The organism is Actinosynnema sp. NPDC037264 (assembly GCF_055603705.1).
Genome location: NZ_JBVJVK010000036.1, coordinates 58922 through 83780, shown reverse-complemented (window position 1 = coordinate 83780; position 24859 = coordinate 58922). Strand labels below are relative to the sequence as shown.

Annotated in this window: 24 protein-coding genes, 2 tRNA genes and 1 other RNA gene; 9 read left to right on the top strand and 18 right to left on the bottom strand. The window is 70.3% G+C overall.

Annotation, left to right across the window (positions count from 1 at the left end):
• Positions 1-170: 170 nt before the first annotated feature.
• Positions 171-458, top strand: a complete 288-nt coding sequence (locus ACZ7GX_RS30745; RefSeq protein WP_498781686.1) for a hypothetical protein — start codon at positions 171-173, stop codon at positions 456-458.
• Here the strand turns inward: ACZ7GX_RS30745 and ACZ7GX_RS30740 are convergent.
• Complete coding sequence (locus tag ACZ7GX_RS30740; protein WP_498781684.1) at positions 455-883, bottom strand: winged helix-turn-helix transcriptional regulator; 429 nt, start codon at positions 881-883, stop codon at positions 455-457. The genes ACZ7GX_RS30745 and ACZ7GX_RS30740 overlap by 4 nt on opposite strands.
• A gap of 81 nt (positions 884-964) precedes the next feature.
• Between ACZ7GX_RS30740 and ACZ7GX_RS30735 the strand changes: the two genes are divergently transcribed.
• On the top strand, positions 965-1666 hold the full coding sequence (locus tag ACZ7GX_RS30735; RefSeq protein ID WP_498781683.1) for an SDR family oxidoreductase: 702 nt from the start codon (positions 965-967) through the stop codon (positions 1664-1666).
• 43 nt (positions 1667-1709) lie between these two features.
• Here the strand turns inward: ACZ7GX_RS30735 and ACZ7GX_RS30730 are convergent, their stop codons facing one another.
• From ACZ7GX_RS30730 to ACZ7GX_RS30710, 5 genes are all read right to left on the bottom strand, one after another.
• Entirely contained in the window at positions 1710-2852 is a 1143-nt protein-coding gene (locus tag ACZ7GX_RS30730) for an ABC transporter ATP-binding protein (protein ID WP_498781682.1), read from the bottom strand.
• Positions 2849-3847 (bottom strand): ABC transporter ATP-binding protein, encoded by a 999-nt coding sequence (locus ACZ7GX_RS30725; RefSeq protein ID WP_498781680.1) that lies wholly within the window; start codon positions 3845-3847, stop codon positions 2849-2851. The genes ACZ7GX_RS30730 and ACZ7GX_RS30725 overlap by 4 nt, the downstream gene beginning before the upstream one ends.
• A gap of 6 nt (positions 3848-3853) precedes the next feature.
• Positions 3854-4780 (bottom strand): ABC transporter permease, encoded by a 927-nt coding sequence (locus tag ACZ7GX_RS30720; RefSeq protein ID WP_498781677.1) that lies wholly within the window; start codon positions 4778-4780, stop codon positions 3854-3856.
• Positions 4777-5781 (bottom strand): ABC transporter permease, encoded by a 1005-nt coding sequence (locus ACZ7GX_RS30715; protein WP_498781675.1) that lies wholly within the window; start codon positions 5779-5781, stop codon positions 4777-4779. Before ACZ7GX_RS30715 ends, ACZ7GX_RS30720 begins: the two co-directional genes overlap by 4 nt.
• Before the next feature lie 72 nt (positions 5782-5853).
• Positions 5854-7533 (bottom strand): ABC transporter substrate-binding protein, encoded by a 1680-nt coding sequence (locus ACZ7GX_RS30710; protein ID WP_498781673.1) that lies wholly within the window; start codon positions 7531-7533, stop codon positions 5854-5856.
• Positions 7534-7764: 231 nt separating this feature from the next.
• Here ACZ7GX_RS30710 and ACZ7GX_RS30705 point away from each other — a divergent pair, with 231 nt between their 5' ends.
• A complete protein-coding gene (locus ACZ7GX_RS30705) occupies positions 7765-11025 on the top strand; it encodes an AfsR/SARP family transcriptional regulator (RefSeq protein WP_498781671.1) in 3261 nt (1086 codons plus the stop codon).
• Positions 11026-11196: 171 nt separating this feature from the next.
• On the opposite strand, the gene ACZ7GX_RS30700 is transcribed toward ACZ7GX_RS30705, so the two are convergent.
• The 5 genes from ACZ7GX_RS30700 to ffs form a co-directional block, all read right to left on the bottom strand.
• Complete coding sequence (locus tag ACZ7GX_RS30700; RefSeq protein WP_498781669.1) at positions 11197-11667, bottom strand: uridine kinase family protein; 471 nt, start codon at positions 11665-11667, stop codon at positions 11197-11199.
• 11 nt (positions 11668-11678) lie between these two features.
• Positions 11679-12272 carry a recombination mediator RecR gene (gene recR, locus ACZ7GX_RS30695; protein WP_123744628.1) on the bottom strand — a complete coding sequence of 198 codons (594 nt, stop codon included), beginning with the start codon at positions 12270-12272 and terminating at the stop codon, positions 11679-11681.
• Entirely contained in the window at positions 12272-12598 is a 327-nt protein-coding gene (locus ACZ7GX_RS30690; RefSeq protein WP_053715665.1) for a YbaB/EbfC family nucleoid-associated protein, read from the bottom strand. The genes recR and ACZ7GX_RS30690 overlap by 1 nt, the downstream gene beginning before the upstream one ends.
• Positions 12599-12672: 74 nt before the next feature.
• Positions 12673-14925: a DNA polymerase III subunit gamma and tau gene (locus ACZ7GX_RS30685; protein ID WP_498781667.1), complete on the bottom strand. Its 2253-nt coding sequence runs from the start codon at positions 14923-14925 to the stop codon at positions 12673-12675.
• Positions 14926-14956: 31 nt separating this feature from the next.
• An RNA gene (ffs, locus tag ACZ7GX_RS30680) (signal recognition particle sRNA small type) lies at positions 14957-15051 on the bottom strand.
• Positions 15052-15150: 99 nt separating this feature from the next.
• Here ffs and ACZ7GX_RS30675 point away from each other — a divergent pair.
• Together ACZ7GX_RS30675 and ACZ7GX_RS30670 are read left to right on the top strand one after the other, a co-directional pair.
• A complete protein-coding gene (locus ACZ7GX_RS30675) occupies positions 15151-15447 on the top strand; it encodes a hypothetical protein (RefSeq protein ID WP_498781666.1) in 297 nt (98 codons plus the stop codon).
• Positions 15444-15716 carry a hypothetical protein gene (locus ACZ7GX_RS30670; protein WP_498781665.1) on the top strand — a complete coding sequence of 91 codons (273 nt, stop codon included), beginning with the start codon at positions 15444-15446 and terminating at the stop codon, positions 15714-15716. Before ACZ7GX_RS30675 ends, ACZ7GX_RS30670 begins: the two co-directional genes overlap by 4 nt.
• Here the strand turns inward: ACZ7GX_RS30670 and ACZ7GX_RS30665 are convergent.
• Positions 15713-16630: an iron-siderophore ABC transporter substrate-binding protein gene (locus tag ACZ7GX_RS30665; RefSeq protein WP_498781664.1), complete on the bottom strand. Its 918-nt coding sequence runs from the start codon at positions 16628-16630 to the stop codon at positions 15713-15715. The genes ACZ7GX_RS30670 and ACZ7GX_RS30665 overlap by 4 nt on opposite strands.
• Positions 16631-16724: 94 nt before the next feature.
• Between ACZ7GX_RS30665 and ACZ7GX_RS30660 the strand changes: the two genes are divergently transcribed.
• Together ACZ7GX_RS30660 and ACZ7GX_RS30655 are read left to right on the top strand one after the other, a co-directional pair.
• A tRNA-Ser gene (locus tag ACZ7GX_RS30660) sits at positions 16725-16809 on the top strand.
• A 125-nt stretch (positions 16810-16934) separates the two neighbouring features.
• Positions 16935-17555, top strand: coding sequence for a hypothetical protein (locus tag ACZ7GX_RS30655; protein WP_498781663.1), 621 nt, complete (start codon positions 16935-16937; stop codon positions 17553-17555).
• A gap of 67 nt (positions 17556-17622) precedes the next feature.
• Here the strand turns inward: ACZ7GX_RS30655 and ACZ7GX_RS30650 are convergent, their stop codons facing one another.
• From ACZ7GX_RS30650 to ACZ7GX_RS30625, 6 genes are all read right to left on the bottom strand, one after another.
• Positions 17623-20073, bottom strand: a complete 2451-nt coding sequence (locus tag ACZ7GX_RS30650; protein ID WP_498781662.1) for a DUF8508 domain-containing protein — start codon at positions 20071-20073, stop codon at positions 17623-17625.
• 270 nt (positions 20074-20343) lie between these two features.
• Entirely contained in the window at positions 20344-20880 is a 537-nt protein-coding gene (locus ACZ7GX_RS30645; RefSeq protein WP_498781661.1) for a hypothetical protein, read from the bottom strand.
• Between the two features lie 152 nt (positions 20881-21032).
• Positions 21033-21112: transfer RNA gene (locus tag ACZ7GX_RS30640), tRNA-OTHER, on the bottom strand.
• Between the two features lie 592 nt (positions 21113-21704).
• Positions 21705-22274, bottom strand: coding sequence for an excalibur calcium-binding domain-containing protein (locus tag ACZ7GX_RS30635; protein WP_498781660.1), 570 nt, complete (start codon positions 22272-22274; stop codon positions 21705-21707).
• A 275-nt stretch (positions 22275-22549) separates the two neighbouring features.
• A complete protein-coding gene (locus ACZ7GX_RS30630; RefSeq protein WP_498781659.1) occupies positions 22550-23389 on the bottom strand; it encodes a glycosyltransferase family 2 protein in 840 nt (279 codons plus the stop codon).
• The gene (locus ACZ7GX_RS30625) at positions 23374-24195 is read right to left on the bottom strand and encodes a GntR family transcriptional regulator (protein ID WP_498781658.1); all 822 of its coding nucleotides are present in this window, start codon (positions 24193-24195) and stop codon (positions 23374-23376) included. The genes ACZ7GX_RS30630 and ACZ7GX_RS30625 overlap by 16 nt, the downstream gene beginning before the upstream one ends.
• A gap of 150 nt (positions 24196-24345) precedes the next feature.
• On the opposite strand from ACZ7GX_RS30625, the gene ACZ7GX_RS30620 reads away from it, so the two are divergent.
• Both ACZ7GX_RS30620 and ACZ7GX_RS30615 read left to right on the top strand, forming a co-directional pair.
• Positions 24346-24612: a hypothetical protein gene (locus ACZ7GX_RS30620; protein WP_498781657.1), complete on the top strand. Its 267-nt coding sequence runs from the start codon at positions 24346-24348 to the stop codon at positions 24610-24612.
• Positions 24612-24854, top strand: coding sequence for a hypothetical protein (locus ACZ7GX_RS30615; RefSeq protein ID WP_498781656.1), 243 nt, complete (start codon positions 24612-24614; stop codon positions 24852-24854). The genes ACZ7GX_RS30620 and ACZ7GX_RS30615 overlap by 1 nt, the downstream gene beginning before the upstream one ends.
• Positions 24855-24859: the final 5 nt, after the last annotated feature.

Here is a 24859-nt window from a genome sequence, read left to right as displayed (position 1 = left end):
CCCCCTCCCCCCCCCCCCCCCCCCCCCCCCCCCCCCCCCCCCCCCCCCCCCCCCCCCCCCCCCCCCCCCCCCCCCCCCCCCCCCCCCCCCCCCCCGCTACCCCGGTAGCACGCCGGGGATGGCTCCGCGGTGTGACGACCCGCGCCTCGCGCGCGCCTAGCGTTCGCGCCGTGAAAACCCTCGGCATCCACCCGCGACCCGGGATCCTCCGCGCGCTCGTCGCCGCGATCCCCGTGCTGCTCGCCCTCTACCTGGTGGCACGGGGCTGGTTCTACCCGCTCTGGCCGGACACCGTCGGCGCGATCGGCCACCCGTTCACCGCCGACCCCGGCCTCGGCGGCGCGTGGGGCGGGCCCACCCTCGCCGGCGCGTGGCTCGTGCACGCCCTCATCGCGCTCGCCGTCCAGGCCGGCTGCCTGGTCGTCGTCCGGGTGCTCTACCGGCCCGTGAGCCGCTAACCCTGCTCCGGGTGCACGTCGCCCGCGGGCACCACGGCGCCTTCGCCGTCGACGAACCGCACGTTGACCCGACGCCCGTCGTCGGTCCGGTAGACGACCGTGGACACGGTGTCCGGCAGGTGCTCGTCGCCCCACTCCTGCAAGGCGCACAGCACCAGGTTCACCCGCCGGCCCGCCTCGGTGAGGCAGTAGGCGTCGCGCGGGCGCTGCCCCGGCTCCCGGTAGGACCGCCGGACCAGCAGGCCGCGGTCGACCAGCTTCGCGAGCCTCGCCGTGAGCACGTCGGAGGCGATGCCGAGGCGCGCGCGGAACTCCGAGAAGCGGGTCGCGCCGGCGAGGGCCTCGCGCAGCACGAGGAACGTCCAGCGCTCGCCGACGAGGTCCACCGCCTTGACCAAGGAGCAGTTCTCGTCCGGTGGCGTCACCGCCCCAGTATGGCTCGGTTGTGCATCCCAAGCCAGCCAGGCTAGGTTGGCAAAGCCAACTCACCCCTGGGAGAACCCTCCATGAAGATCGCCAACTCGGTCGCCCTGGTCACGGGGGCCAACCGCGGCCTCGGCCTGCACTTCGCGCGGCAGTTGCGGGAGCGGGGCGCGGCGAAGGTCTACGCCACCGCGCGCGACGCCGGCTCGATCGACCTGCCGGGCGTCGAGGTGCTGACCCTGGACATCACCGACCCGGCCGCCGTCGCCGCCGCGGCCTCGGCCGCCGGTGACGTCACCCTGCTGGTCAACAACGCGGGCATCATCACCGGCGAGAACCTGGTCACCGGCGACCCCGCCGCGATCCGGCTGGAGATGGACACGCACTTCTACGGCACGTTGGCGATGATCCGGGCGTTCGCGCCGGTCCTCGCGGCCAACGGCGGCGGCGCGATCGTGAACGTGCTCTCGTCGATGTCGTGGGTGTCCTACGACCGCGCCACCGCGTACAGCGCGGCCAAGGCGGCGCAGTGGAGCCTCACCAACGGCGTGCGGGTGGAGCTCGCGGGCCAGGGCACGCTGGTCACCGGCGTGCACCTGGGCCCGACGGACACCGACATGACGGCGAGCATGGACGTGCCGAAGAACGATCCCGCGGACGTCGTGCGCGCCGCGCTGGACGGCGTCGAGGCCGACCTCGTCGAGGTGCTGGCCGACCAGGGCGTGGTCGACCTGAAGGCCGCGCTGGCCGCCGACCCGCGCACCCTCTACCCGCAGGTGGTCTGAACACCGGTCCGGGGGCGCCGGTCGGCGCCCCCGGACGCGGGACTCACGGGTTCAACGCCTCCGTCATCGAGGCGGGTCCGACCAGGGGGATGTCCGGCGAGATGCCGCCCTCCTCCACCAGCTCGGCCTTGACCTCGTGCGGCCGGATCTTGCCGGCCCGGATGTCCTCCGCCCAGTGGCACGCGACCTTGTGCCCCGGCAGCACCTCGCGCAGCGCGGGCCGCTCGGTGTCGCACCGGGTCGCCTGCTTCCACGGGCAGCGCGTGTGGAAGCGGCAGCCCGTCGGCGGGTTGGCGGGCGAGGGCAGGTCGCCGGTGAGCAGGATCCGCTCGCGCTCGTCCTCCACCACCGGGTCCGGCACGGGGATCGCGGACAGCAACGCCCTGGTGTACGGGTGCAGCGGCTCGGCGTAGAGGGCGTCCGAGGTCGCCTCCTCCACCAGCCCGCCCAGGTACATCACGCCGACCCGGTCGGAGATGTGCCGCACCACGGCGAGGTCGTGCGCGATCACCAGGTAGGTGAGCCCGAACTCGTCCTGGAGGTCCTCCAGCAGGTTGACCACCTGCGCCTGCACCGACACGTCCAGCGCGGACACCGGCTCGTCGGCGATGATCAGGTCCGGCTCGACCGCCAGCGCCCGCGCGATGCCGATGCGCTGCCGCTGGCCGCCGGAGAACTCGTGCGGGTACTTGCGCAGCGACGTGGACGGCAGGCCGACCGCCGACAGCAGCTCGCGCAAGCGCTTGCCCGTCGACTCGCGACCCTTGTCCAGGCCGTGCGCCCGCAGGCCCTCGACCAGCAACGAGTCCACCGACTGCCGCGGGTCCAGGGACGACATGGGGTCCTGGAACACCATCTGCATCCGGCGGCGCATCCGGCGCAGTTCCTCGCCCTTGAGCCCGACCAGGTCCGTGCCGTCGAACAGCACGCGGCCGTCGGTCGGCTCGACCAGCCGCAGCATGCCGCGGCCCAGGGTCGACTTGCCGCAGCCGGACTCGCCGACCAGGCCGTAGGTCTCGCCGCGGTTGATCCGCAGGTCCACGCCGTCGACCGCGTACACGTGGCCGACCGTGCGGTCGACCAGCAGGCCTCGCTTGATCGGGAAGTGGATCTTCAGGCCCTCGACCGACACCAGCGTGTCGCCCGTGGGCGCGTCGGCGGCTGCCGGTTCGACAGCGGCGGTCATGCGGGCACCTCCTGGGCGGCGGGCGTTCCCGGCAGCACCGGGTTGTGGCAGCGCAGCGAGCGCACGTCACCGGCCTCCAGCTCGGGCGTGACCTCGCGGCACACCGCCAGCGCGTTGGGGCAACGGGGGGCGAACGCGCACCCGTGGTCCCACGGGATGTTGTCGGCCACCGAACCCTTGATCGGGACGAGCTTCTCGCCACGCGCGCCGTCGAGCCGCGGGATCGACGCCAGCAGGCCGTGCGTGTACGGGTGCCGCGGCTCGGCGAACAGCGGGTACCGCTCCGCCTTCTCCACCACCCGGCCGCCGTAGAGCACGTTGACCTCGTCGCACAGCCCCGCCACGACGCCCAGGTCGTGCGTGATCATGATCAGGGCCGTGCCCAGGTCCTGCACGAGCTCCTTGAGCAGGGCGAGGATCTGCGCCTGGATCGTCACGTCCAGCGCCGTGGTCGGCTCGTCGGCGATGAGCAGCCGCGGCCGGCACGCCAGCGCGATCGCGATCAGCGCGCGCTGCCGCATGCCGCCGGAGAGCTGGTGCGGGTACTCGCTCAGCCTGCGCCCCGGGTCGGGGATGCCGACCCGGCCGAGCAGGTCGGCCGCCTCCACCATCGCCGCCTTGCGGGACATGCCGCGGTGCCGTTCCAGCACCTCGGTGACCTGCAGCCCGATCGGGATCACCGGGTTGAGCGACGACAGCGGGTCCTGGAACACCATGCCCAGGTCGCGGCCACGCCGGTTGCGCATCTCCTTGTCGCTCAGGGTGAGCAGGTCGGTGCCCTCGAACCGGACGGAGCCGGTGACCTTGTTGCCGCGCGAGGGCAGCAGGCCCATGATCGCCAGCGACGTCACGGACTTGCCGCAGCCGGACTCGCCGACCAGGCCCACCGTCTGCCCGGGGTCGACGTCGAAGGAGACGCCGTCCACGGCGGTGAAGGGCTCGGTGCCCCTGCGCTGGAAGACCACCCGCAGATCACGCACTTCGAGCAACGCCATCGCGGTTCACCTCCGGTTCTTCGGGTCGAGCGCCTCGCGCAGCGCCTCGCCGAGCAGCGTGAAGCCCAGCGCGACGATGATGATGGCGATGGCCGGGTAGAACGCCAGCTCCGGCTTGACGTCGATGTAGCGCTGCGAGTTGCCGAGCATCAGGCCCCACTCGGCCCGGGACGGGTCCGGGTCGCCGAGGCCGAGGAACGACAGCGACGCCGCCTCGATGATCGCGGTCGCCAGGGTCAGCGTCGCCTGCACGATGACGGGGCCGAGCGAGTTCGGCAGCATGTGCCGGAACACGACGGTCCGCCGCCGCACGCCGAGCGCCGTGGCCGCGAGCACGTGATCGCTGTGCCGTTGCGCGAGCATGGCGCCGCGCAGCAGCCGGGCGAAGATCGGCACGGTGGTCACCGCGACCGCGATGATCACCGTGGTCTGGCTGCCCCGGCTCGCCAGCGCCGCGATCGAGATGGCCAGCAGCAGGCTGGGGATCGACAGCATGATGTCGGTGAACCGCATCAGCCAGCTGTCCACCCAGCCGCCGAACGCCCCGGCCGCGCCGCCGATGAGCATGCCGAGCACCAGGCCGATCAACGTCGCGCCGACGCCGACCACCAGCGACTGCTGCGCGCCGACGAGCAGCCGGCTGAAGAAGTCGCGGCCGAGCTCGTCACCGCCGAGCAGGAACCCCGGCTGCGCGCCGGGGATGAAGTCCGGCCGCAGGTCCTCCAGCAGCTCCGGATAGCGGTGGTAGGGGTCCTTCGGCACGATGAACGGCGCGATGATCGCCAGCACCAGGAACATCAGCACGAGGAACGCGCCGATCAGGGCGACCGGGCTGCGCAGCATCCGCCGCACCGCGTCGGCGGCGAGGCTCGTGCCCGCCGACTCGGCGAGCGCGTCCACCCGCTGCTGCTTGCGCTTGAGGAGACTGGTCATGATGCCCGCACCCTCGGGTCGATGATCGCGTAGGAGATGTCGACCAGCAGGTTGACGAGCACGTAGACCACCGCCGCGAGCAGCAGCAACGCCTGCAGGCGCGGGTAGTCCCGGCGCTCGATCCCCTGGGCCAGCAACGATCCGAGTCCGCCCCACACGAACACCCGCTCGGTGAGCACGGCGCCGCCCAGCAGCAGACCGGTCTGCAGGCCGATCGTGGTCGACACCGGCAGCATCGCGTTGCGCAGCACGTGCCGGCGGCGGACCAGCGTCGCCTGCAGGCCCTTGGCGTTGGCCGTGCGGACGAAGTCCTCGTTGAGCACGTCGAGCACCGAGGCGCGGGTGATCCGCACGATGACCGCGAGCGGGATGGTGCCCAGCGCGATCGCGGGCAGCACGAGGTGCCACAGCGCGTCGGCCGCGGCGTCCCACTCCTGGGTCAGCAGCCCGTCGAGCACGGCGAAGTTCGTGACGTGCGTCGGGTCGATCGTGACGTCCTGCCTGCCCGACGGCGGGAACAGCGCCAGGTCCTGCGCGAACAGCTGCTTGAGCAGGATGCCCAGGAAGAACACCGGCACGGCGACGCCGACCAGCGTGCCGATGACGGTGGCGTTGTCGAGGAACCGCCCGCGGTAGCTGGCCGCCAGGTAGCCGAGCGGGATGCCCAGCACGATGGCGAACAGCAGCGCGGCCAGCGACAGCTCGATGGTGGCGGGCAGCGCGCGGCCGATCTCGGCCACCACCGGCTCGCCGCTGATCAAGGAGCTGCCGAAGTCACCGCTGAGGATGCGGCCCAGGAACTTGAAGTACTGGATGAAGATCGGTTGGTCGAGGCCGAGGACCTTGTTGAGCGCCTCGATCTTCTCCGGGGTCGCCTTGTCGCCGAGCAGCGCGCCGGCCGGGCCGCCGGGCAGCGACCGCAGCCAGACGAAGACCAGCAGCGACAGGATCAGCAGTGTGGGGATCGCCTGGAGCAGGCGACGGACTATGAATCGCAGCATGATGGAAGCCCTCTGGACAGCACGGGTGGTGACGCCCGGATCACGAGCGCCACCACCCGCCTACCGTTCGGTTCAGCCCTTGCTCACCGTGTCGAAGCGCTCGTCGGTCAGCGGGCTGGGCACGAGGCCCGAGATCTTGCTGCTGACCACGATCGCGGGCGGCGAGTGGGACACCGGGATCGCGGGCAGGTACTTGCTCATGAGGTCGCGGCTCACCTGCTTGTAGGCGTCCGCGTGCTTGTCCTGGTCGACCACGCCGTCGGCCGCGGCGATGGCGTCGAACATCGACTGGTCGCCGAAGCCGAACTCCTTCTTCTCCCGACCGAAGAAGGTGCCGACGAAGTTGCCGGCGTCGTTGTAGTCGCCGGTCCAGCCGAGCAGGTGCAGGTCGTGCTTGCCGAGCTTCTGCACGTCGTCCTTGTAGCCGCCGTTCCACGGGCGGGAGACGATCTCGGCGTTGATGCCCGCGGCCTTCAGGTCGTCGACGATCACCGCCGCGATCTCGGACGGGTTCGGCATGTACGGCCGGCTGACCTCGGTGGGCACGTAGAACTTCAGGCTCAGGTTCGACACGCCGGCCTGCGTGAGCAGGTCCTTGGCCTTGGCCACGTCGTGCGGGTACTGCTGCACGTCCTCGGCGTAGCCCGCGACGGTCTTCGGCATGAACTGCGTCGCCACCTCGGCGCCCAGCGGCAGCTTGGTCTTGACCAGCTGCTCGCGGTTGACGGCGTAGGCGATGGCCTGGCGGACCCGCAGGTCCTTCAGCGCCGGGTTGTTCGCGCCGTTGATGCCCAGGTAGAGGATGTTGAACGCTGGCCGCGGCGTGACGTTGAAGCCGTCGGTCTTCAGCGAGTTGTAGTCCGCCGGGCTCGGGAAGTCGTAGCCGTCGATCGTGCCGGCCTTGAGTTCCTGCTTGCGCGCGTTCTCATCGGGGATGATCTTGAAGATCAGCTTGTCGAGCTTGGCCTTCTCGCCCCAGTAGTCGTCGTTGCGGACCAGGGTGATGGTCTTGTTGGCCTTGTCGAACTTCTCCAGCTTGAACGCGCCGGTACCGGTCGGGTGCTCGGTCGCGTAAGCCGGATAGGTGAACGAGTCACCCGACTGCACGACGTTGTCCGCGTCGTACTTCTTCAGCGCCTCGGGGCTGGAGATGGACAGCGCCGTCAAACCGAAGGCGGCCGGGAAGGCGCCCTTGTACTTGTTGAGGTTCAGCACGGCGGTGTGCTCGTCCTTGGCCTCGCAGGACTTGTAGACCGGCTCGCCCGCCGCGTCGCCCTCGTTCTTGGCGAAGCCCTCGAACACGTCGCCGTAGTAGATCATCTGGCTCTGGGCGGCGGCGCCCTTCATGTTGAACCAGCGGTCCATGTTGAAGCAGACGGCCGCGGCGTCGAACGCCGTGCCGTCGTGGAACTTGACGCCCTTGCGCAGGTCGAACGTCCACGACTTGCCGTCTTCGCTGGGCGTCCACTTCTCCGCGAGACCCGGCGCGAGGTCGGCGGTGCCCCGCTTGTAGGTGACCAGCGTGTCGAACATCTGGCGGATGGGGCGGAAGCTCTCGCCGTCGTCGTTGAAGATCGGGTCGAAGTTCTTGGGCTCGCCCGCGGCGCCGAAGACCATCGTGCCGCCGACCTTGCCGGACCCCGAGTCGTCGCCGCGCTCGGATTGGGCACAGGCCGACAGTGCCAGTGCCGCGACGCCGGTCAGGCCGATCGCGGCCAACCATCGGCGCCGGGCCGTTCGAGATTGAAGCATTTGACACACCCCTAGGGAAATCCGGGATCTCACGGTGTGGTCACGGACCCTAACCGGTCACCACAACCCTTCCGACTCGTCCGAGGTCACGATCCGGCCACGTGAATCAGCATTAACACACGTCCCGCGCACCTTCGCTGACCCAAAGTGACCACGTCGGATCGGGCAAACACCCTCCTACGCTGTACAACGGACAACAGAAACCCGCACACGCGCGGAGGGAGGTCGCTGGTGAGCCCTGTGGTCGAGTTCCGCGTCCTCGGCCCGTTGCAGGTGCTGGTCGACGGCGAGCAGGTCGTGGTGCGGGCGGGCCGGCAGAGGTCCCTGCTTGTGTCTCTTCTCATGCGCGCCGGCGCCGGCGTCTCGGTCGACGAGCTCGCGGAGCACATCTGGGGCGCCGACCCTCCCGCGCGGGCCCGGGGCACGCTGCAGACCTACGTGATGAGACTTCGGCAGGTGCTCGGACCGGCGGTGCCGATCCGGACCGTGCCCGACGGCTACCTGATCGACGTCGACGAGCGCACCATCGACGTGATGCGGTTCGAGCAGCTCGTCGAGGAGGGCGAGCGGGAGCGGGCCGCGGGCAGGCTGGAGTCGGCGTCGGCGATCTTCACCGCGGCGCTGGCGCTGTGGCGCGGGCCCGCGATGGTGGACGTGCCGTCGGAGGTGCTGCACCGCGACGAGGTGCCGCGCCTGGGTGAACGGCGGCTGCACGTCGAGGAACGCCGGGTCGAGGTCGACCTCGAGCTGGGCCGCCACGCCGAGCTGATCCCCGAGCTGTCCCGGCTGACCAGCGAGCACCCGCTGCGGGAGCGGCTGTGGGCGCAGCTGATGGTCGCGCTGTACCGGTCCGGGCGGCAGGCCGACGCGCTCGGCGCGTACCGGCGGGTCAGCGGGCTGCTGGCCGAGCAGCTCGGCATCGACCCCGGCGACGAGCTGCGGCGCGTGCACCAGCAGGTGCTCGGCGGTTCGTCGTCGCTCGACCTGGGGCAGAACGCGCCCGCCGCGCGGCGTGACCGGGTGGTGCCCTCGCAGCTGCCCGCCGACATCGGCGACTTCGTGGGCCGTGAGCAGGCCGTTCAGCTGATCGAGGCGTTGCTGCGGACCGCGCAGGGCGTGCCCGTGGTCACGCTGGCCGGGCCGCCGGGCGTCGGCAAGACGGCGCTGGCCGTGCACACGGCGCACAAGATGCGGCACTGCTTCCCCGACGGGCAGCTGTACGTCAACCTGCGCGGTTACGCCCAGGGCCCGCCGTTGAGCGCGGTGGACGTGCTGCCGCGGTTCCTGCGCGCGCAGGGCGTGCCGCCCGAGTCCGTGCCGCTCGACCAGGACGAGCAGGAGGCGATGTTCCGGTCGCGGCTGACCGACCAGCAGGTGCTGCTGGTGCTGGACAACGCGGCCAACGCCGAGCAGATCCGGCCGCTGCTGCCCGGCTCGCCGGGGTGCGCGGTGCTCGTGACCAGCCGCGACACGCTGCGCGGGCTGGCGGTCAGCCACGCCGCGTCCAACGTGCGGCTCGACGTGCTCGACCGGTCCGAGACGCGGGCGCTGCTGGCCGGGATGCTCGGCGACGACGTGGTGGCGTCGCAGTCCGCGGCGGCCGACGAGCTGGCCGAGCTGTGCGCGCACCTGCCGCTGGCGCTGCGGATCGCGGCGGCGAACCTGCTGTCCCGGCCGGAGATCACCATCGCGTCCTACGTGGAGGAGCTGCGTGCGGGCAACCGGCTCGCGGCGCTGGCCGTGGAGGGTGACGAGCGGGCGGCCGTGCACGCGGCGTTCGACCTGTCGTACACGGCGCTGAAGCCGGAGCTGGCGTCGCTGTTCCGGCTGCTGTCGCTGGCGCCGGGCGACATCACGCCGGACGTGGCGGCGGCGTTGGGCGGGCTGACCACGCAGGACGCGCGGCGGCGGCTCGACCGGCTGGCCACGGCGAACCTCGTGGACAACCACGCGCCCGGCCGCTACCAGTTCCACGACCTGCTGCGGGACTACGCGACCGAGCGGCGCGGGATCGAGGACGACCCGGAGGAGAGCGCGCAGGCGTCGCGGCGGCTGCTGGACTGGTCGATCCGGTCGGTGGACAACGCCACGGACGCGTTCAAGAGCACCTTGCTGCGGCTGCCGCGCACCGACGTCGTGCCGGGCGTGACCCCGCGCCTGTTCTCCACCTCGGCGGAGGCCCTGGCCTGGCTGGACGCCGAGCGCGGCAACCTGGTCGGGCTCGTCGTGCACGCCGCTGACCGCCAGCCCGACGGCGACGTGTGGCAGCTGGCCGACGCGCTGCGGCGGTACTTCTACACGATCGGGTTGCCGGTGGAGTGGCTGGCGACCGCGAAGGCCGGCCTGTCGGTCGCGCAGTCCTCCCAGGACGCCCTCGGCGAGGTGGCGATGCTGTCGTCGCTCGGCACGCTGTACTGGGCGATCGGGCAGCACCGGGTGGCCGTCGACTACTTCCGGCGCGCGATCCCGATCCAGCAGCGCACCGGCGCCGCGCCCGCCGTCGAGGCCGCCGTGCTGGCGAACCTCGGCGCGGTCTGCATCGACATCGGCGACCTGGAGCAGGCCGCCGAGCACCTGGAGCGCGCGCTCGTGATCACGCGGGCCATCGGCGCGTTGCAGCAGGAGGGCATCGCCCAGCTCAACCTCGGCGGGGTCTACATGCAGCTCGGTCAGCTGGACCGGGCGGTGTCGTCGTTCGAGGGCGCGCTGGACGTCGGCAACCGGCTCGGCGCGTGGATGACGCAGGCCGACAGCCACCGCGCGCTGGCCGAGGTGCACCTGTTCCTGGGTCAGCCGCAACGTGCCGCCGAGCTGTACCAGCGGTGCGGCGAGCTGTACGAACGGGCCGGCGCGCGTGGGTTCGCCCACTTCTCGCACGAGGGCTTGGCGCTGGCGCACGTGATGAGGGGCCAGTGGGCCGACGCCGCGCGCGAGGCCGGGCGGGCGGTGGCCATCGCGGAGGAGCTGGGCAACCTGAAGGGGTTGTGCGACGCGAAGAACGCCCTCGGTGAGGCGTTGTGCGGGTTGGGCAGGCTGGAGGAGGCCGTCGAGCACACGACGGAGGCGCTGCGGATCGCCGAGGAGACGGGCTACCCGCTGGGCATCTGCGCGGCGCGGCGGAGCCTGGCGCTGACCCACCACGCGGCGGGCCGGCTGGACGAGGCGCGCTACTCGGCGAGCCAGGCGCTGGACAGCGCCGTCCGGTACCGACTGCGGATCGCCGAAGTGGACGTGCTGGCCGTGCTCGGGCGGATCAGGCTCGACCAGGGTGACGCGGCGCAGGCGCTGGACCTGGCGCTGCGGTGCCTGGAGCTGAGCGGGACCACGGGGCAGCGGTGCGTGCACGCGCGGGCCGCCCACCTGGCAGGCGACGTCCTGGCCACCACCGGCGACGACGCCGAGGCGCGCCGGCAGTGGCGGACGGCACTGGAGTGGTTCACCGCGATCGGATCGCCGGACGCGGACGTGGTGCGGGCCTCGCTCGACGGGTGACCCGGCCGACGTGTCGGTGCGGCTTCGGGCTGGGCGCGGCTTCGGACCGGTGCGGCTCGGTCGGGCGCGGCTTCGGTCGGTGCGGGCCTGGTCAGGCGCGGGTCCGGTCGGGCATCGGCACGGTCGGGCGCGGGCTCGGGCAGGCGCGGCTTCACCCGGGCGTGGGGCCGGTCAGTCGGGCGTGACGATCCGGTCGGCGCGGGACTTCGTGGCGTCCACGGCGAACCAGCCGCGCTCGAACGCCTGCCAGCGCCGCAGGTGCGCGCGGCTCGCCTCGCCGTCCCGCTCGACGGCCCGGCGCAGCCGCTCCTCCGGGTCGGGCACCTCGACCCAGATCGCCTCGTCCAGCTCCCGCGCGATCGAACGCCGGGCCGCCGAGACGCCCTCGATGACCAGCACCTCCGGCACCGGCACGTGCACCACGTCGCCGAGGCGCGGCACGCCGCCGGTCCACTCCATGCGCCGGTAGCGGGCCTCGCGGCCGTGCCGGAGCGGGTCGAGGACCTCGGTGACCAGGCGCGGCCACCACGACACCGGGTCGGTCCAGGTGGCGAAGTGGTCGGTCGGCACCACGGTCGCGCCCAGCTCCGACGCCAGGCGCGCCGCGAACGTCGACTTGCCCGAGCCCGAGGGCCCGTCCACCGCGACGAGCCTCACATGCTGCGCCGGCCGGACAGGGCCCGGCCGAGGGTGAGCTCGTCGGCGAACTCCAGGTCACCGCCCATCGGCAGGCCCGACGCGAGCCTGGTGACGGTGAGGCCCGGGAAGTCGCGCAGCATCCGCACCAGGTACGTCGCGGTCGCCTCGCCCTCCGTGTTCGGGTCCGTGGCGATGATGATCTCCGACACGTCCGTGCCGATCCGGGTGAGCAGCTGCCTGATCCGCAGCTGGTCCGGCCCGACACCCGACAACGGGTCGAGCGCCCCGCCCAGGACGTGGTAGCGGCCCTTGAACTCGCGGGTCCGCTCGACCGCCAGGACGTCCTTCGGCTCCTCCACAACGCAGATCAGGGTCAGGTCGCGGCGCGGGTCGCGACAGATGCGGCAGGTCGCCTCGGCCGAGACGTTGCCGCACACGTCGCAGAACACCACGCCGTCCTTGACCTTCTGCAACGCGTCCTGGAGCCGGCCGATGTCGGCCGGGTCCGCGGCGAGCAGGTGGAAGGCGATGCGCTGCGCGCTCTTCGGACCGACGCCCGGCAGCCTGCCGAGCTCGTCGATCAAGTCCTGGACGGGCCCCTCGTACATCAGCCGAACAGCTTCCCGAGACCGCCGAGGTCGTCCATCCCGCCCATGCCGCTGGCGAGCGGGCCCATCTTCTGGGCCGCCAGCTCCTGGGCGGCGCGGTTGGCGTCGCGCACGGCGGCGACGACCAGGTCGGACAGCGTCTCGACGTCGTCCGGGTCGACCGCCTTCGGGTCGATGTCCAGGCTCTTGAGCTCGCCGCCGCCGGACACGACGGCGGTGACCAGACCGCCGCCGGCGGTGCCGGTGACCTCGGCCTCGGCCAGCTCCTGCTGGGCTTCAGCGAGCTGCTGCTGCATCTTCTGCGCCTGCTGGAGGATTTGCTGCATGTTGGGCCCACCGGGTTGCACCGCGGGTTCCTCTCTTCGGGGTCTGCCGCCGTTCACCAGCGTAGTCGCGTCGATCAGCCCTTCAACGGCCGAGCGCCAAGCTCGTCGGCGAGGAGCTTGAGCACGACGGCCTCCGGGTCGAGCCGCTGGTCGTCCGCGTCGCCGGGCAGCGCGGCCTCGGCCAGCATCTCCTCCTCGTCCACCGGCTCCGGCGGGAGGGGCTCATCGGGCTCCGGCGGCTCGGGGGGCGGCGGCACGTCGTCGACCGGTGGTCGGCCGGACGGCGCCGGGCGGGACTCCGGCTGACGGGCCTGGCCGGGCTGCTGCGCCTGGCTCGGCCTGGTCACCGCCGGTCGCTGCGGCTTCTGCGCCGCCTGGCGGGCCGGGGCGGCGGCCGCGTCGCCGTGCACGCACCGCACCTGCCACGTGCCGCCGAGGACCTGCGCGAACGCGGCGGCGATGGCGTCGGCGTTGCGCGGCTCGGCGAGCCGGCGGGCCAGCGGCGCGGAGGTGTGGGTGAGCGTGACCGTGGTGCCGTCGACGTCGGCGACGGTGGCGTTGGTGAGCATCGCCTCCGTGCTGCGGCTCGTCCCGCGGACCACGCCCAACAGCTCCGACCAGCGCCGACGCACCTCGACCGCGTCGACACCGCCGGAGGCTGCCGCCGGTGCGGCTGCCTGGGCCGGCTGGGCCGCGGGTGAGTTGTCCGACGCGCCGGGGTGCGCGCTCTGCGGCACGGCGGCGTGCGGTGCGGCGGCCTGGGGTGCGTCGGCGTGCGGTGGCTGCGCGGCAGCCGGCGACGTGCCTCCAGCCGCGGCGGCGTGCGGAGCGGCGGCGTGCGGTGGCTGGGCGGCAGGCGACGTGCCCGGTGCGGCGGCGTGCGACGGGGGCGCGGTGCTCGGCCGGGCCTGCGGCGCGTCCGGCGGCTGCACGGCGCGCTGGTCCACCTCCGGCGCGACGGGCGCGCTCTCGGCCGACCTCATCGCCGCCGACCGCAGCACCGGCGGGGTGGGCAGTCCAGGCGGCGCGGCAGCGGCCGGAGGCGCGGTCTCGATGGGCCTGGCGACGGGCGGCGCGGCGGGGGTCTGCGGCGCGGCGGGCTCGGCCGCACGCTGCGAGGGGCGCTGGAAGCGGGTCTCCACGGGCCCCGCCGGTGCGCCGCCCGCCGGCGGGCCGTGGCGCTCCAGCTGTTCGACGCGTTGCAGCAGGCCCGACTCGACGTCGCCGACCGATGGCAGGAGCATCCGCGCCGTCACGAGTTCGAGCAGCAGGCGGGGCGCGGTCGAGCCGCGCATCTCGGTCAACCCCTGGTGCAGGATTTCCGCCCAACGGGTGACCGTCGCGGGCCGGGTCGCGTCGCGTTGCGCGATCATCTTGGCCAGCTCGTCGTCCGGCGCGGACACCAGGCCGCGGTCCGCCGCGTCCGGCACGGCGTGCAGCAGCACCAGGTCGCGCAGCCGGTCGAGCAGGTCGGACGCGAACCGGCGCGGGTCGTGCCCGGCCTCGACCAGCCGGTCGACGGTGCCGAACACCGCCGAACCGTCGCCGTTCGCCAGGCCGTCCACCACGTCGTCGATCAACGCCACGTCGGTCACGCCGAGCAGCGCGATCGCCCGGTCGTAGCGCACCCCTTCGGGGCCCGCGCCGGACAGCAGCTGGTCCATCACCGACTGCGTGTCCCGCGCCGACCCACCGCCCGCGCGGATCACCAGCGGGAACACCGACGGGTCGACCGTGACGCCCTCGGCCGCGCAGTTGCGCTCCAGCAGCGCCCGCATCGAGCTCGGCGGGATCAGCCGGAACGGGTAGTGGTGCGTGCGCGAGCGGATGGTGGGCAGCACCTTGTCCGGCTCGGTGGTGGCGAAGATGAAGATCAGGTGCTCGGGCGGCTCCTCCACGATCTTCAGCAGGGCGTTGAAGCCCTGCGTGGTGACCATGTGCGCCTCGTCGATGATGAACACCCGGTACCGCGACTCGGCCGGCGCGTAGAACGCCTTGTCCCGCAGCTCGCGCGCGTCGTCCACGCCGCCGTGGCTCGCCGCGTCCAGCTCGACCACGTCCACGGTGCCCGGACCGTTGGGCGCCAGGCCGACGCACGAGTTGCACTCGCCGCACGGGTCGGGCGTCGGGCCCTGCACGCAGTTCAGCGAGCGCGCCATGATGCGGGCGCTGGACGTCTTGCCGCACCCGCGCGGCCCCGAGAACAGGTACGCGTGGTTGACCCGACCGGCCGCCAGGGCGGTGCGCAGCGGTTCGGTGACGTGCTCCTGGCCGACGACCTCGCCGAAGGTCGCCGGACGGTACTTGCGGTAGAGGGCGAGCGCCACGTCGGGGACCTTACCGGGAGGGTCCGACAAAGAAAGGGGACCCCGTGCACCCACCAGAGCCCGCTTATCCTTGCTGCCTTCCGGCCCTGGGGAGGTTCGCGAGATATGTGCCGCACGAGGTCCGCCACCAGTGTAGCCGGTCGCCCCACTGGCTCTGTCCCCACCCACTCCGGGCACGGGAAGATTTCACCGGTTAGTGGCACTACCCGGTGAAGGAGGAACCAGATGAGGGCTCTTGTCCTCGCGTGCGCCGCCCTGGTGCTCGGCGCCACCACCGCCGCGGCCGACCCCGTGCCGCCGCGGCACGCCATCGTCATCTGCCAGACCGCGAGCTTCTACGGCAACTACGACCACGCGGTCGGCCCGGTCGAGTTCAAGCGGACGCTGACCTACGGCAACAAGATCGGTCACACGCCCGGCGCCCACCCCGTCTACAACGGGTGGGCGGCGAGCATGGACTTCGGCCCCAACGACTGGGGCTACCTCCGGATCGAGTGCATCGGGGGCTACGACTCGTGGTGAGAGCAGCAGCAGTCCTGGCGGCCGCCGTCGCGCTCGTCGCCACCGCGTCGCCCGCCCAAGCCGCCAACGGCACGGTCGGCGAGCGCGAGACCGTGTGCGCCGACGACCTCTACGTCCGCACCGCACCCGACGACGGCCCGTGGATGGGCACCCTCTACCGCGGCCAGACCTTCCTGGTGAAGGGCCCGAAGTCCGGCAACTACATCTACGGCTTCGCCTACGGGCACATCAACGCGCACGGCTGGGTGGCCGACGGCTGGTTCTGCTAGCCGAGGGCGGCCGTGAACAGCGGCACGGCGTGCTCCAGCGCGTAGGCCATGCCGAGCGACGAGCCGCTGGAGAAGGCGTTGACCAGGTTCTCGTCCTCCAGGATCAACGCCTTCTCCGGCACCAGCGGGTTGGCCTTGAGGGCGGTCGCGTCGCCGCCGATGGGGAACAGCACGCTCAGGTCGGCGGTCAGCAGGTCCAGCCGCTCGGTGGAGATGTCGACGTAGAACGTGCCGGAGGCGAGGGCCTCGACGTCCTCGCGGAGGGTGAAGCCGAGCGCCTTCATGAAGTCCGCGCGCGGGTCGCCGGAGACGTACGCGCCGAACTTGCCGTCGAAGTACGCGCCGACCACGGCGGTCCGGCCGTCGAACTTCTCGTTCGCGGCGAACTTCGCGTCCAGGTCGGCGATGACCTCCGCGCCCTCGGACACCTTGCCCAGGGCCTTCGCGACCAGCTCGACCTGCTGCCGCCACGACGTGCCGTAGGGGATGACGTCCTTCGGCGCGCCGATGGTGGGCGCGATCTTGGACAGCGTCTCGTGCTTCTTCTCGTCGTTGTCCGACCGGGTGTTGAGGATGAGGTCGGGCTGGAGCGCGGCGACGGCCTCGTAGTCGATCTCGGTGGTGCCCAGCAGCGTCGGCGCCTGCTCGTAGAGCCCTTCGGCCCACGGCCCGACGCCCTTGCCGCCGAACGCCAGCCAGTCGCTCGCCCCGACCGGCCGCACGCCGAGCGCGAGGGCGGTCTCGGCGTCCGACCAGCCCAGCGCGACGACCCGCTTCGGCGGCTCGGCGATCGTCACGGGACCGAACCGGGTGTCGACCGTCACGCCGGACGAGGTGGGCTCGGCGCCACCGCCGCCTCCCCCGCAGGCCGCCAGGAGCAGAGCCGACAGCACGACCACCAGACCACGCTTCATTAGGCAAGCCTAACCGAACCTATACCTATTAGCGACCGATGCATCCGACCACCCGTTTTGGGGGACGCCCGGACCCTCCGTTAGACTCCGCCACGGAGGATTCGCATAGTGGCCTAGTGCGCACGACTGGAAATCGTGTTGGGTTAACCCCCTCACGGGTTCAAATCCCGTATCCTCCGCGGCCCAGAGCCCCGGCACCGTCAGGTGACCGGGGCTCTGGTCGTCAAAGACCGCGTCGGTGCAACACCGGGCCGACCTGAGGCGTCTTATCCAGTGATCGACTGATTACTGGGAGGACACGGACATGAGGATCGTCAACACGGCCGTCGCTGTGGCACTGGCCGGAGCGGGCCTGCTCGCCGGCGGCGCCGTGGCACTGGCCCAGCCCGCGGGCGAGGCCGACGCGAGCGCCGGGCCGAGCTACCGCGCCACGACCTGGCACAACGTCAACGTCCGCATCTGCCCGTCGACGGCGTGCCTGCCGGCGGCGGGCGGGCAGATCCTCGAGGGCAGGACGGTGGGGGTCTACTGCTGGGTGCACGGCCAGTCGGTCACGGATTTCGGCTACACCAACGACGTCTGGCTGAACGTCGGCAGGCAGGACGGCGGCACCCAGTGGTCCAGCGCCATCTACTTCGTCGGGGACGAGTTCGCCAACCTGCCGAAGGAGGCCGAGTGCACCGACGCGCCCAAGCCGCCGACCACCACGCCCGTCCCCACCACGACCACTAGGCCCGCTCCCACGACCACGGGCATCCCCACCACGTCACCCCGGCCGACGGTGACCACCACGGTCCGGCCGACCGTGACGACCTCGCCCCAGCCGACCGTGACCACGACGGCGCGGCCCACCGTGACCACGTCGCCGCAGCCGACCGTCACCACCACGGCCCGACCCACGATCACCACCACGTCCGGCCGGTAACCCGGTCGGCGACACGAGAACGGGCCCCTCGGACGTGGTGTCCGAGGGGCCCGTCCGCTGCTCCGGGCTAGGACCTGGGCAGGTGCTCGGCGATGTCCTCCAGCAGGAACACCCACTGGTCGACGTGGGCGTTGCCGGTGCTCGGGCGCAGCTTCACGACCTGCGGGTCGTGGTCGCTGGCCTGGTCGGCGAACTCCGCGTTGATGTGCACGACGTCGTAGCGGTAGCGGGTGATGTTCGCGCTGATCAGGATGTGGTCGAGGGTCTGCGAGTTGCCCTCGAACACGTAGCTGTACCGCTCGGCCGCGGGCAGGGTGTCCATCAGGGCCACCACGTCGCCCTTGCCGGTCAGGGTCCCGACCGCCGGGGAGAACTGGTAGTCGTTGATGTCACCCGCGAGGACCACGTTGGCGCCCTTGTCGACCGCCTTGACCTGGTCCACGAAACCGCGCAGCAGCGCGGCCTGCTGAGCGCGCTGCACCTCCGAGCTGCGCACGGGCTCCTGGTAGCGGCCGTGCATGGCCTGGTCGCCGCCCTTGGAGTTGAAGTGGTTCGCGACCACGATCACCGTGCGACCGCGGAACTTGAACTCGCCGGCCAGCGGCTTGCGGCTGCTGTTCCACGCCGGGTCGGCGGGCGCGACGCGGCCCGGCGACACCGACAGCGCGGCGCGGCCGTGCTGCTTGACGACGGACACCGGCGTGGTGGCGTCGCCGCCCGGGCGGTCCACGAAGGACACCCGGGCCGGGTTGAACAGGAACGCCACCCGGATGTTGCCGCCCGGCTCGCCGCCGTCGGCCTTGTTCGCCGGGTCGATCTGGCGCCACTGGTAGCGCGGGCCGCCCGCGGCCACGATGGCGTCGGTGAACTTGGCGAACGTCGCGTCCGCCGCCACCGTGCCGTCGTCGGTCGCGCCGTTGTTGTCCTGGATCTCCTCCAGCACCACGACGTCCGGGTTCTTCAGGTTGCCGACCACGGCCGCGGCGAGGCGGTCGAACTTGGCCTGGTCGTTGGTGGCGGCCAGGTTCTCCACGTTGTACGTGGCCACCGACAGCTCGGCGGCGCGCTGCGCGTCCGTGACCTCCGGCGTGATGCCGCCCGGGACGTGCTCGCCGACCGACTTCGTGGCCAGGGTGTAGCCGCCGAAGTTGGTGTACTCGACGTTGCCGACGGTCGCGCCGCGCCAGACGTCGCCGACGTTGCTCGTCTGCGGCGCCGCCGCGCCCGGCTTGACCTTGATCCGACCGCTGTTGGGCTGGTCGTAGCCGAGGTAGATCGTGCCGCCGCGGGCGGTCGGGTTCTGGGTCGGGTTGGTGGTGATCCACGTCTCGCCGAAGCTGTTCGTGGGTCCGACCACGCGGGCGTCGTCCACCTTGACGTACATGCCCTCGCGGGACTCGTAGTAGTCCTGGCCGTAGGTCGCCGGGTCGAGCGGGAGGGCCTCGATGCTGCCGCCGTTCGCGGTGGGCAGGTAGCCCGCCGGCGGGTTCAGGGCCTCCGGGGTCGGCAGGGCGTTGCCCTTGGACTTCACCGTGACCGTGGCGCCGGTGATCTCGGTGAGCGTCTGGTTGGAGTTGCTCGCCGCGTCACCGCCCGGCCGGTACTCGGCGACGGTGCCGGAGACCAGCACCTCGTCGCCGGGCTCGACGGTCGGGGCCAGGGCCGCGGTGTAGACGAACACGCCCTCGCTGGTGCGCGGGTCGTTGTCCGGCGCGGTGTCCTGGAGCCAGAAGCCGCGGTCGCCGGTGGCGCGCGTCGCGGTGACGACGCCGGGCACGCCGGCGACCTTCTGCCCGAGCAGCGGCGAGATGCGGGTCGTGCCCTGGATGTCGCGGACGCGCTTGTCGCCCGGCTCGGGCTCCGGGTCGGGGTCGGGGTTGCCGGGGCCCTGGCCCTTGGAGTTGACCGGGGTCGGCGCGCCGATGGTGAAGTCGGCGGAGTTGTTGTCGGTGTCGGTCAACGCGGGGCGGGCGGCCGAGGTGGCGTTGCCCGGGTTCGCGGTCGGGGTGGTCTCGCGGACCACGGTCGACGAGCCGTAGCCGACCAGGTCGCGCACGCGTGCGTCGGCGGCGCAGTCGGCGGCGGTCTTGCAGGTCAACGCGGAGGTCTCGGTGACCAGGGCGATCGTGCCGCCGGAGCCGCCCATGGCGATCGTGCCGGTGGCGTCCGGTGCGGGCAGCTCCACCGTGCCGCCCGCGCCTTTGGCCTGCGCGACCAGGAACCGCCCGCCCGCGGCGATCGAGCCGGTCAGCGGGGTGACCTGCCACTGGCTGGACGCGCTCGCGCTCGCCGGGAGGTACTGCACGCTCCAGCCGTCGACGGCGACCGGCGCGGCGCCCGCGTTGGCCAGCTCGACGAAGTCCTGGGTCAGCGTGGCACCGGAGTTGCCGCCGCCGCCGTAGACCTCGGCGATCAGGGCGTCCTGGCTCGGGGCCGCGTGGATCGGCGTGGCGAGGGCGAACGTCACGGCCGAGGCGGCGGTGACCGCCAGTCCGACGCGGAGCGGGATAGGTCTCAACGGGTCCTCCGGTAGTTGGCGGCTGGGCGCATCCTCCCCGTATCGAGTGAACGGCGAAAGACACCGTCACTAACGGTTGACCATTACCCGACCTCGAACGTGTGTTCGAACGTAAGGTAGGGTCATGGCCGTGCCTGCCCGGTGGCCCTCCCAGCGCCGGCGCGGACGCGACACGCACAACAGGGGCGCCGGCCCGGACCTGACGAGGCCCGGATCGGCGCCCGTGCGCGTGGTCGGCCTGCCGGGCCGCCACCCTCGTCGCGGGCGGCACTAGCGGTCGACCGGGCCCGCGTACCGGTAGCGGTTCGGCTCGGTCGGGTGGGCCACCACCCGCACGACGTCCCCGACGCGCGGCACCGCGATCCGCGGCACGACGGCCACCACCTCGAACCCGCCCTCGATCTCGCCACGCACCGCGAGTCGCACGACGGGGTGCAGGCGGATCGCGTGCCCGGTGTCGCTGATCCGGTCGATCCGCACCCGGATGCCGACCGTCGACCGGTAGAGCGGGTGGGTCATCGGGTCGTCGGGGTCGGCCCACGCGTGCCACTGCTCGAACCCCTCGGCCAGGTCCGACCGCCCGACGTGCTCGACCCGCAGCCAACCCCGCTCGACCATCGACGTGCTGAACCTCGTGATCGGCGACGCGGGTGCGACCAGGCTGATGGCGATGATCACGTACACCATCGCCTCGCCGTACCACCGGTCGTCAGCGCTGCCCGTGATCCCGTTCCACAGGTAGTAGCCGACCGACGCCGACACCAGGACCACCCCACCCCGGGCCGACACGCGCAGGAACCGCCTCATCGCCACTCCCCCTCCGACGTGCCGGAAGGAAACCGCGGGCGCCCGCCCTACCGATCACAGGTCGACCGGACCGGGCGTTCGAAGAGGGCGGCCAGGGGCCGTGAAACGTCAGAGCCCCGGCAACCATGATCGGTTGCCGGGGCTCTGAGCAGCGGTGGCGGTGGGATTTGAACCCACGGAGGCTTTCACCTCACACGCTTTCGAGGTCTGCGAACCATCGACCGGCACCATCCACGGCGCTCGTTTTACCAGTTCAGCAAGGTGCATCGGTCTCCGACGAACGTGTCTGAACACCAGCGAACGCCACCACGAATGCAACCACGGCGCACCGCGACGTCCAACGCGTCCCGTCCACACTGGACGGCTGGGCGGCAGGCTGTAGCCGGAGGGGGTTCGGTAGACCAATGCCGGGCGGCGAGCCACCACCGCCCTCCCGTCACCCAGCAAGCGCAAATGCCGTAAGTGCCGTAAACGTGCAGGTCAGGCGTTTACGTCACACCGACCGTATCCGTAAACGGTTACGGATACGGCTGGCCTTTTACGGACACCACAGCCCATTCGTAAACGTCTGACCAGCGTGTTTACGGCATTTACGGCATTTACGGAATGTCAGGAAGGGCCGAGCCGAATAACAGACCAACCCTCCGGCTACAGCCGTCGAACGAAAGACGGCCAGCATGCCTTGACATGCGGCCCTCAAGCAAACCACAGCATCCCAGGCCCCCTCCGGGCCAGTGGGGCGCACTTCACAACCGGTCGCGCCGATCCGCTACCGCTGCGGCGTACGAGCGGACCGCCGCATCGGCGTCGCCGTCCAATCAGCCTCAGGGTACGTATATATTTACGAGGATTGATGCGACCACACCGACGATCGCCGACGCGACGGCTATGACTATGTTGACACGAGTTGACCGCTTCTCCGAGCCCGCGAACTCGCCTTTCAGCGCTTGCGAAACCGCCTGAACCTGCGGCTCGCTCAATTCTGATAAAACTTGAGCACGCTTGACATCCAGATTCATGCCTTCGACAACTGCTTTACCTTCCTGCACTCTATTCTCGATCTGAGTCATCAACTCAACCGCCGAACCGAGCGATGAGTTCAACTCGTCGAAGCTGGAGTCGATTTTGGCACTTCTCTGCGCGAGACGCCGCTTCGCCAATATTCGGAACGTAATCACTACAGCAATGGCCAAAAATACTAGCGAAGTCACATAAAGCGCTGTTTGGTCGCTGGACGGCGGCGTGACCGGAATTGACCCCGACTCACAAGCAACTCCGTCACCGTCTCTATCAAGACCGAATGGATCTTTCGGATCTAGCGCATAAATCCGCTGGGCAGCCTCCTGGTTGCGCAGGTCTGCACAGCTAATGTCAGGAACGAGCCCTTCGTGCACTGAGTCAATCCAAAAGGACGTCGTAGACGAGGTCCCACTAGCTGTCTCCAACACACGCCACCCCTGAGAGGCTCCGCAATAAGGATACAGATCATACCCGATGACACAGGTCAGCGACAGACCCAGCCCATGAGTTCCAAGAACGGGACAGCGTAACTGTCCTCTTTACCGCCACAATATCTTCTCTCCTATTTCGCGATTTGCGACTAGGGTAGTCGCTAAAGAGCCCGATCAGCTACTCGCCCATCAAGCGTGTTGCACCCAAGTGACGCGAATCAGCCAAGGTCCGCCGGTAGCTTTATGTTGCTCCCCAATTTAACTTCGGCACTGCTTGAATTAACAGGCAGGCCAGCCGACGAATCGAAACGCATACCGGCATTCCTGACTGCCTTCGCACGCTGTAGCGCCATCAGCCGTCCACTGTCCTGCAAACTGCTCAGCGCATCGGATCGGGTTGTCTGCCCTGGATGCTGGCGGTACAACCACGTGACAGCACTTTCGTTCCATCCGGCCCCTAGCTCAGAAAGGGCAGCGAACGCAACTAGATCGTCATCTACGGGACATCCGGCCCACCCACCGATTGCACGTAGCGATTCTGTTCGCATTAGTAGGCCAGCACAGTGCACAGGCCAATTACCGCCATGCGCCTCCGCCCACAAGTTCACCTGACCGGCTTCAATCAGCCCGAAGGGTAGCGCCGATTCCCAACTCTTCCGCGTTCCATCCTCAAGAAGGTCGTCCGCCGCACCTACCGCCCAATGGATATCGTGTTCCTCAAATCGGGCGATGAGTGTAGCGAGAGCGCCAGGAAGAAGCACGTCATCGTGGTCAAGTACCTGGACAAGCTGGCCGGTGGCACGACTAAGCGCAAGGTTGCGGGTAAGACTAATGCCGAACTGTGCGCCGTTCGCCGCATATGATGCGATCGACCGAATGTCATCGAATAGGCCACCAAGTTGCGGACTGACGCCGTCTTCCTGGACGATCCATTCCAGATGCCAGCCCTCCGGCAAGACCTGCGCCTTGACGCTCTCGACCGTCTCCGGCAGGTACATTGCCTTAGGGGCGTACGCGGCCGTGATGATAGACACCGTTGGCATCAGGAAGACTCCCATCGCTTAAGTGCGATCGAAAACATCATCTTGGTACGGTCGGCAGGATACTTTGCCTCTGACACTTCGACAACTCGGCCGTTCACATCGATCGCAAACCTTCGGCCACACAAGAGTGGCACACCATTGGGCAATGCCCACTTTCGCATCTCCACAGTCGTAGGCATCGCCGCTGTAACTTCACTGTCCATTCGGGCGATTTCGATACCTACCGTGTAAAGCTGGTGCTGCGTTCCGCCGGGCCATGGCTCATTCTCTGGATCGAGAATGTCCGGGTTTGCCGAAATAAGACTCACCGGCATGTAGGAGATACTGAGATGCTCCCGCACTCCGGTCGTTTTGTTCGTGGTCTCGTACTCGCGACGAAGCAATTCATCGCCCACATCGATACCGAACAGTTCGGCAAGTTCAGCCGAAGCAGGTACACGAGTAAATGTTGAGCGGAAGTTCAAGTCATCGACTGACACACCCATTCCGTCTTCCGCCGCACCGTTTGCCCTCCGCTCCTCTTCGCTCAGCAGAACACGATCCTTCTCAAGCTGGTTCGTATCTTGCCTAAGAACCGTTTGCCGAGGAGGTGTGCGGACAACCGGGCGGCTACCGCGTTGCGCGTCGACCAAACCTTGCTGCTTGAGCAAGGCCAATGCCGCGCGTGCCGATCCCGGTGAACACGACCACATTTGACTCAACTCTTGAGCAGATGGGATCGGGTCGCCAGGCTCAAGCTCGCCACGTTCGATCTTCATGCGCAGGTCATCCGCGATCCGCAGATGTAGCGGTGCCGTGACCTCAGTCGACTCGGGTGCCATGTCCACCATCGTAGGCCAAGTTCGCCTGTTCGCTAGCGAACCTCTTGCGCTCGGCCGCCGCCTGTGGCTACGGTGGGCGCAGTTCGCTAGCTAAGTAGCGAACTTGTGGCCTCTGGAGGACTCGTGAGCGGGACCCACTACCCGGACAGCTTGGACAGCAGCACGCTTGAGGCGCTGTTGTCGCAGGTATCGCAGGAGATCGCCGTGTCGGCTGAGCCGACGTCGGCTCTGTTGGACGGCACGGCCCGTGAGCGTCGTAACCGGCGAATCGCGGCCCGTGCGTTGCGGGGCATCACCGCTGAGTTCGGCGTGACGCTGGCGCAGGCGGAGGCGGAGCAGGGCGAGCCCGTCCGGCTCGTTCGCCCCGTGGCCGTCCGTCCGGCCTGCGTGATCGAGGCGTTGGGCGAGGTTGCGTGATGGGCAACGCCGGTTACCTCGCAGAGAGCGTCTACGCCGACCGTGAGCACGAGGTGCGGCGGGAGTGGACCGCCGAGGAGCACCGGGCGATGTCCCGGATGCTGCTGGCCCCGCGTTACGGCCGCGCGACGACGGATGACCTGTTGGCCGCCCAGGTGCACGCCACGTTGGCGCTGTCGTTGGAGACGGCCAAGGCCACGCAGTCGGAGGTACGGCCGCACACGCACGGGTCGGTGCGGTGACATGG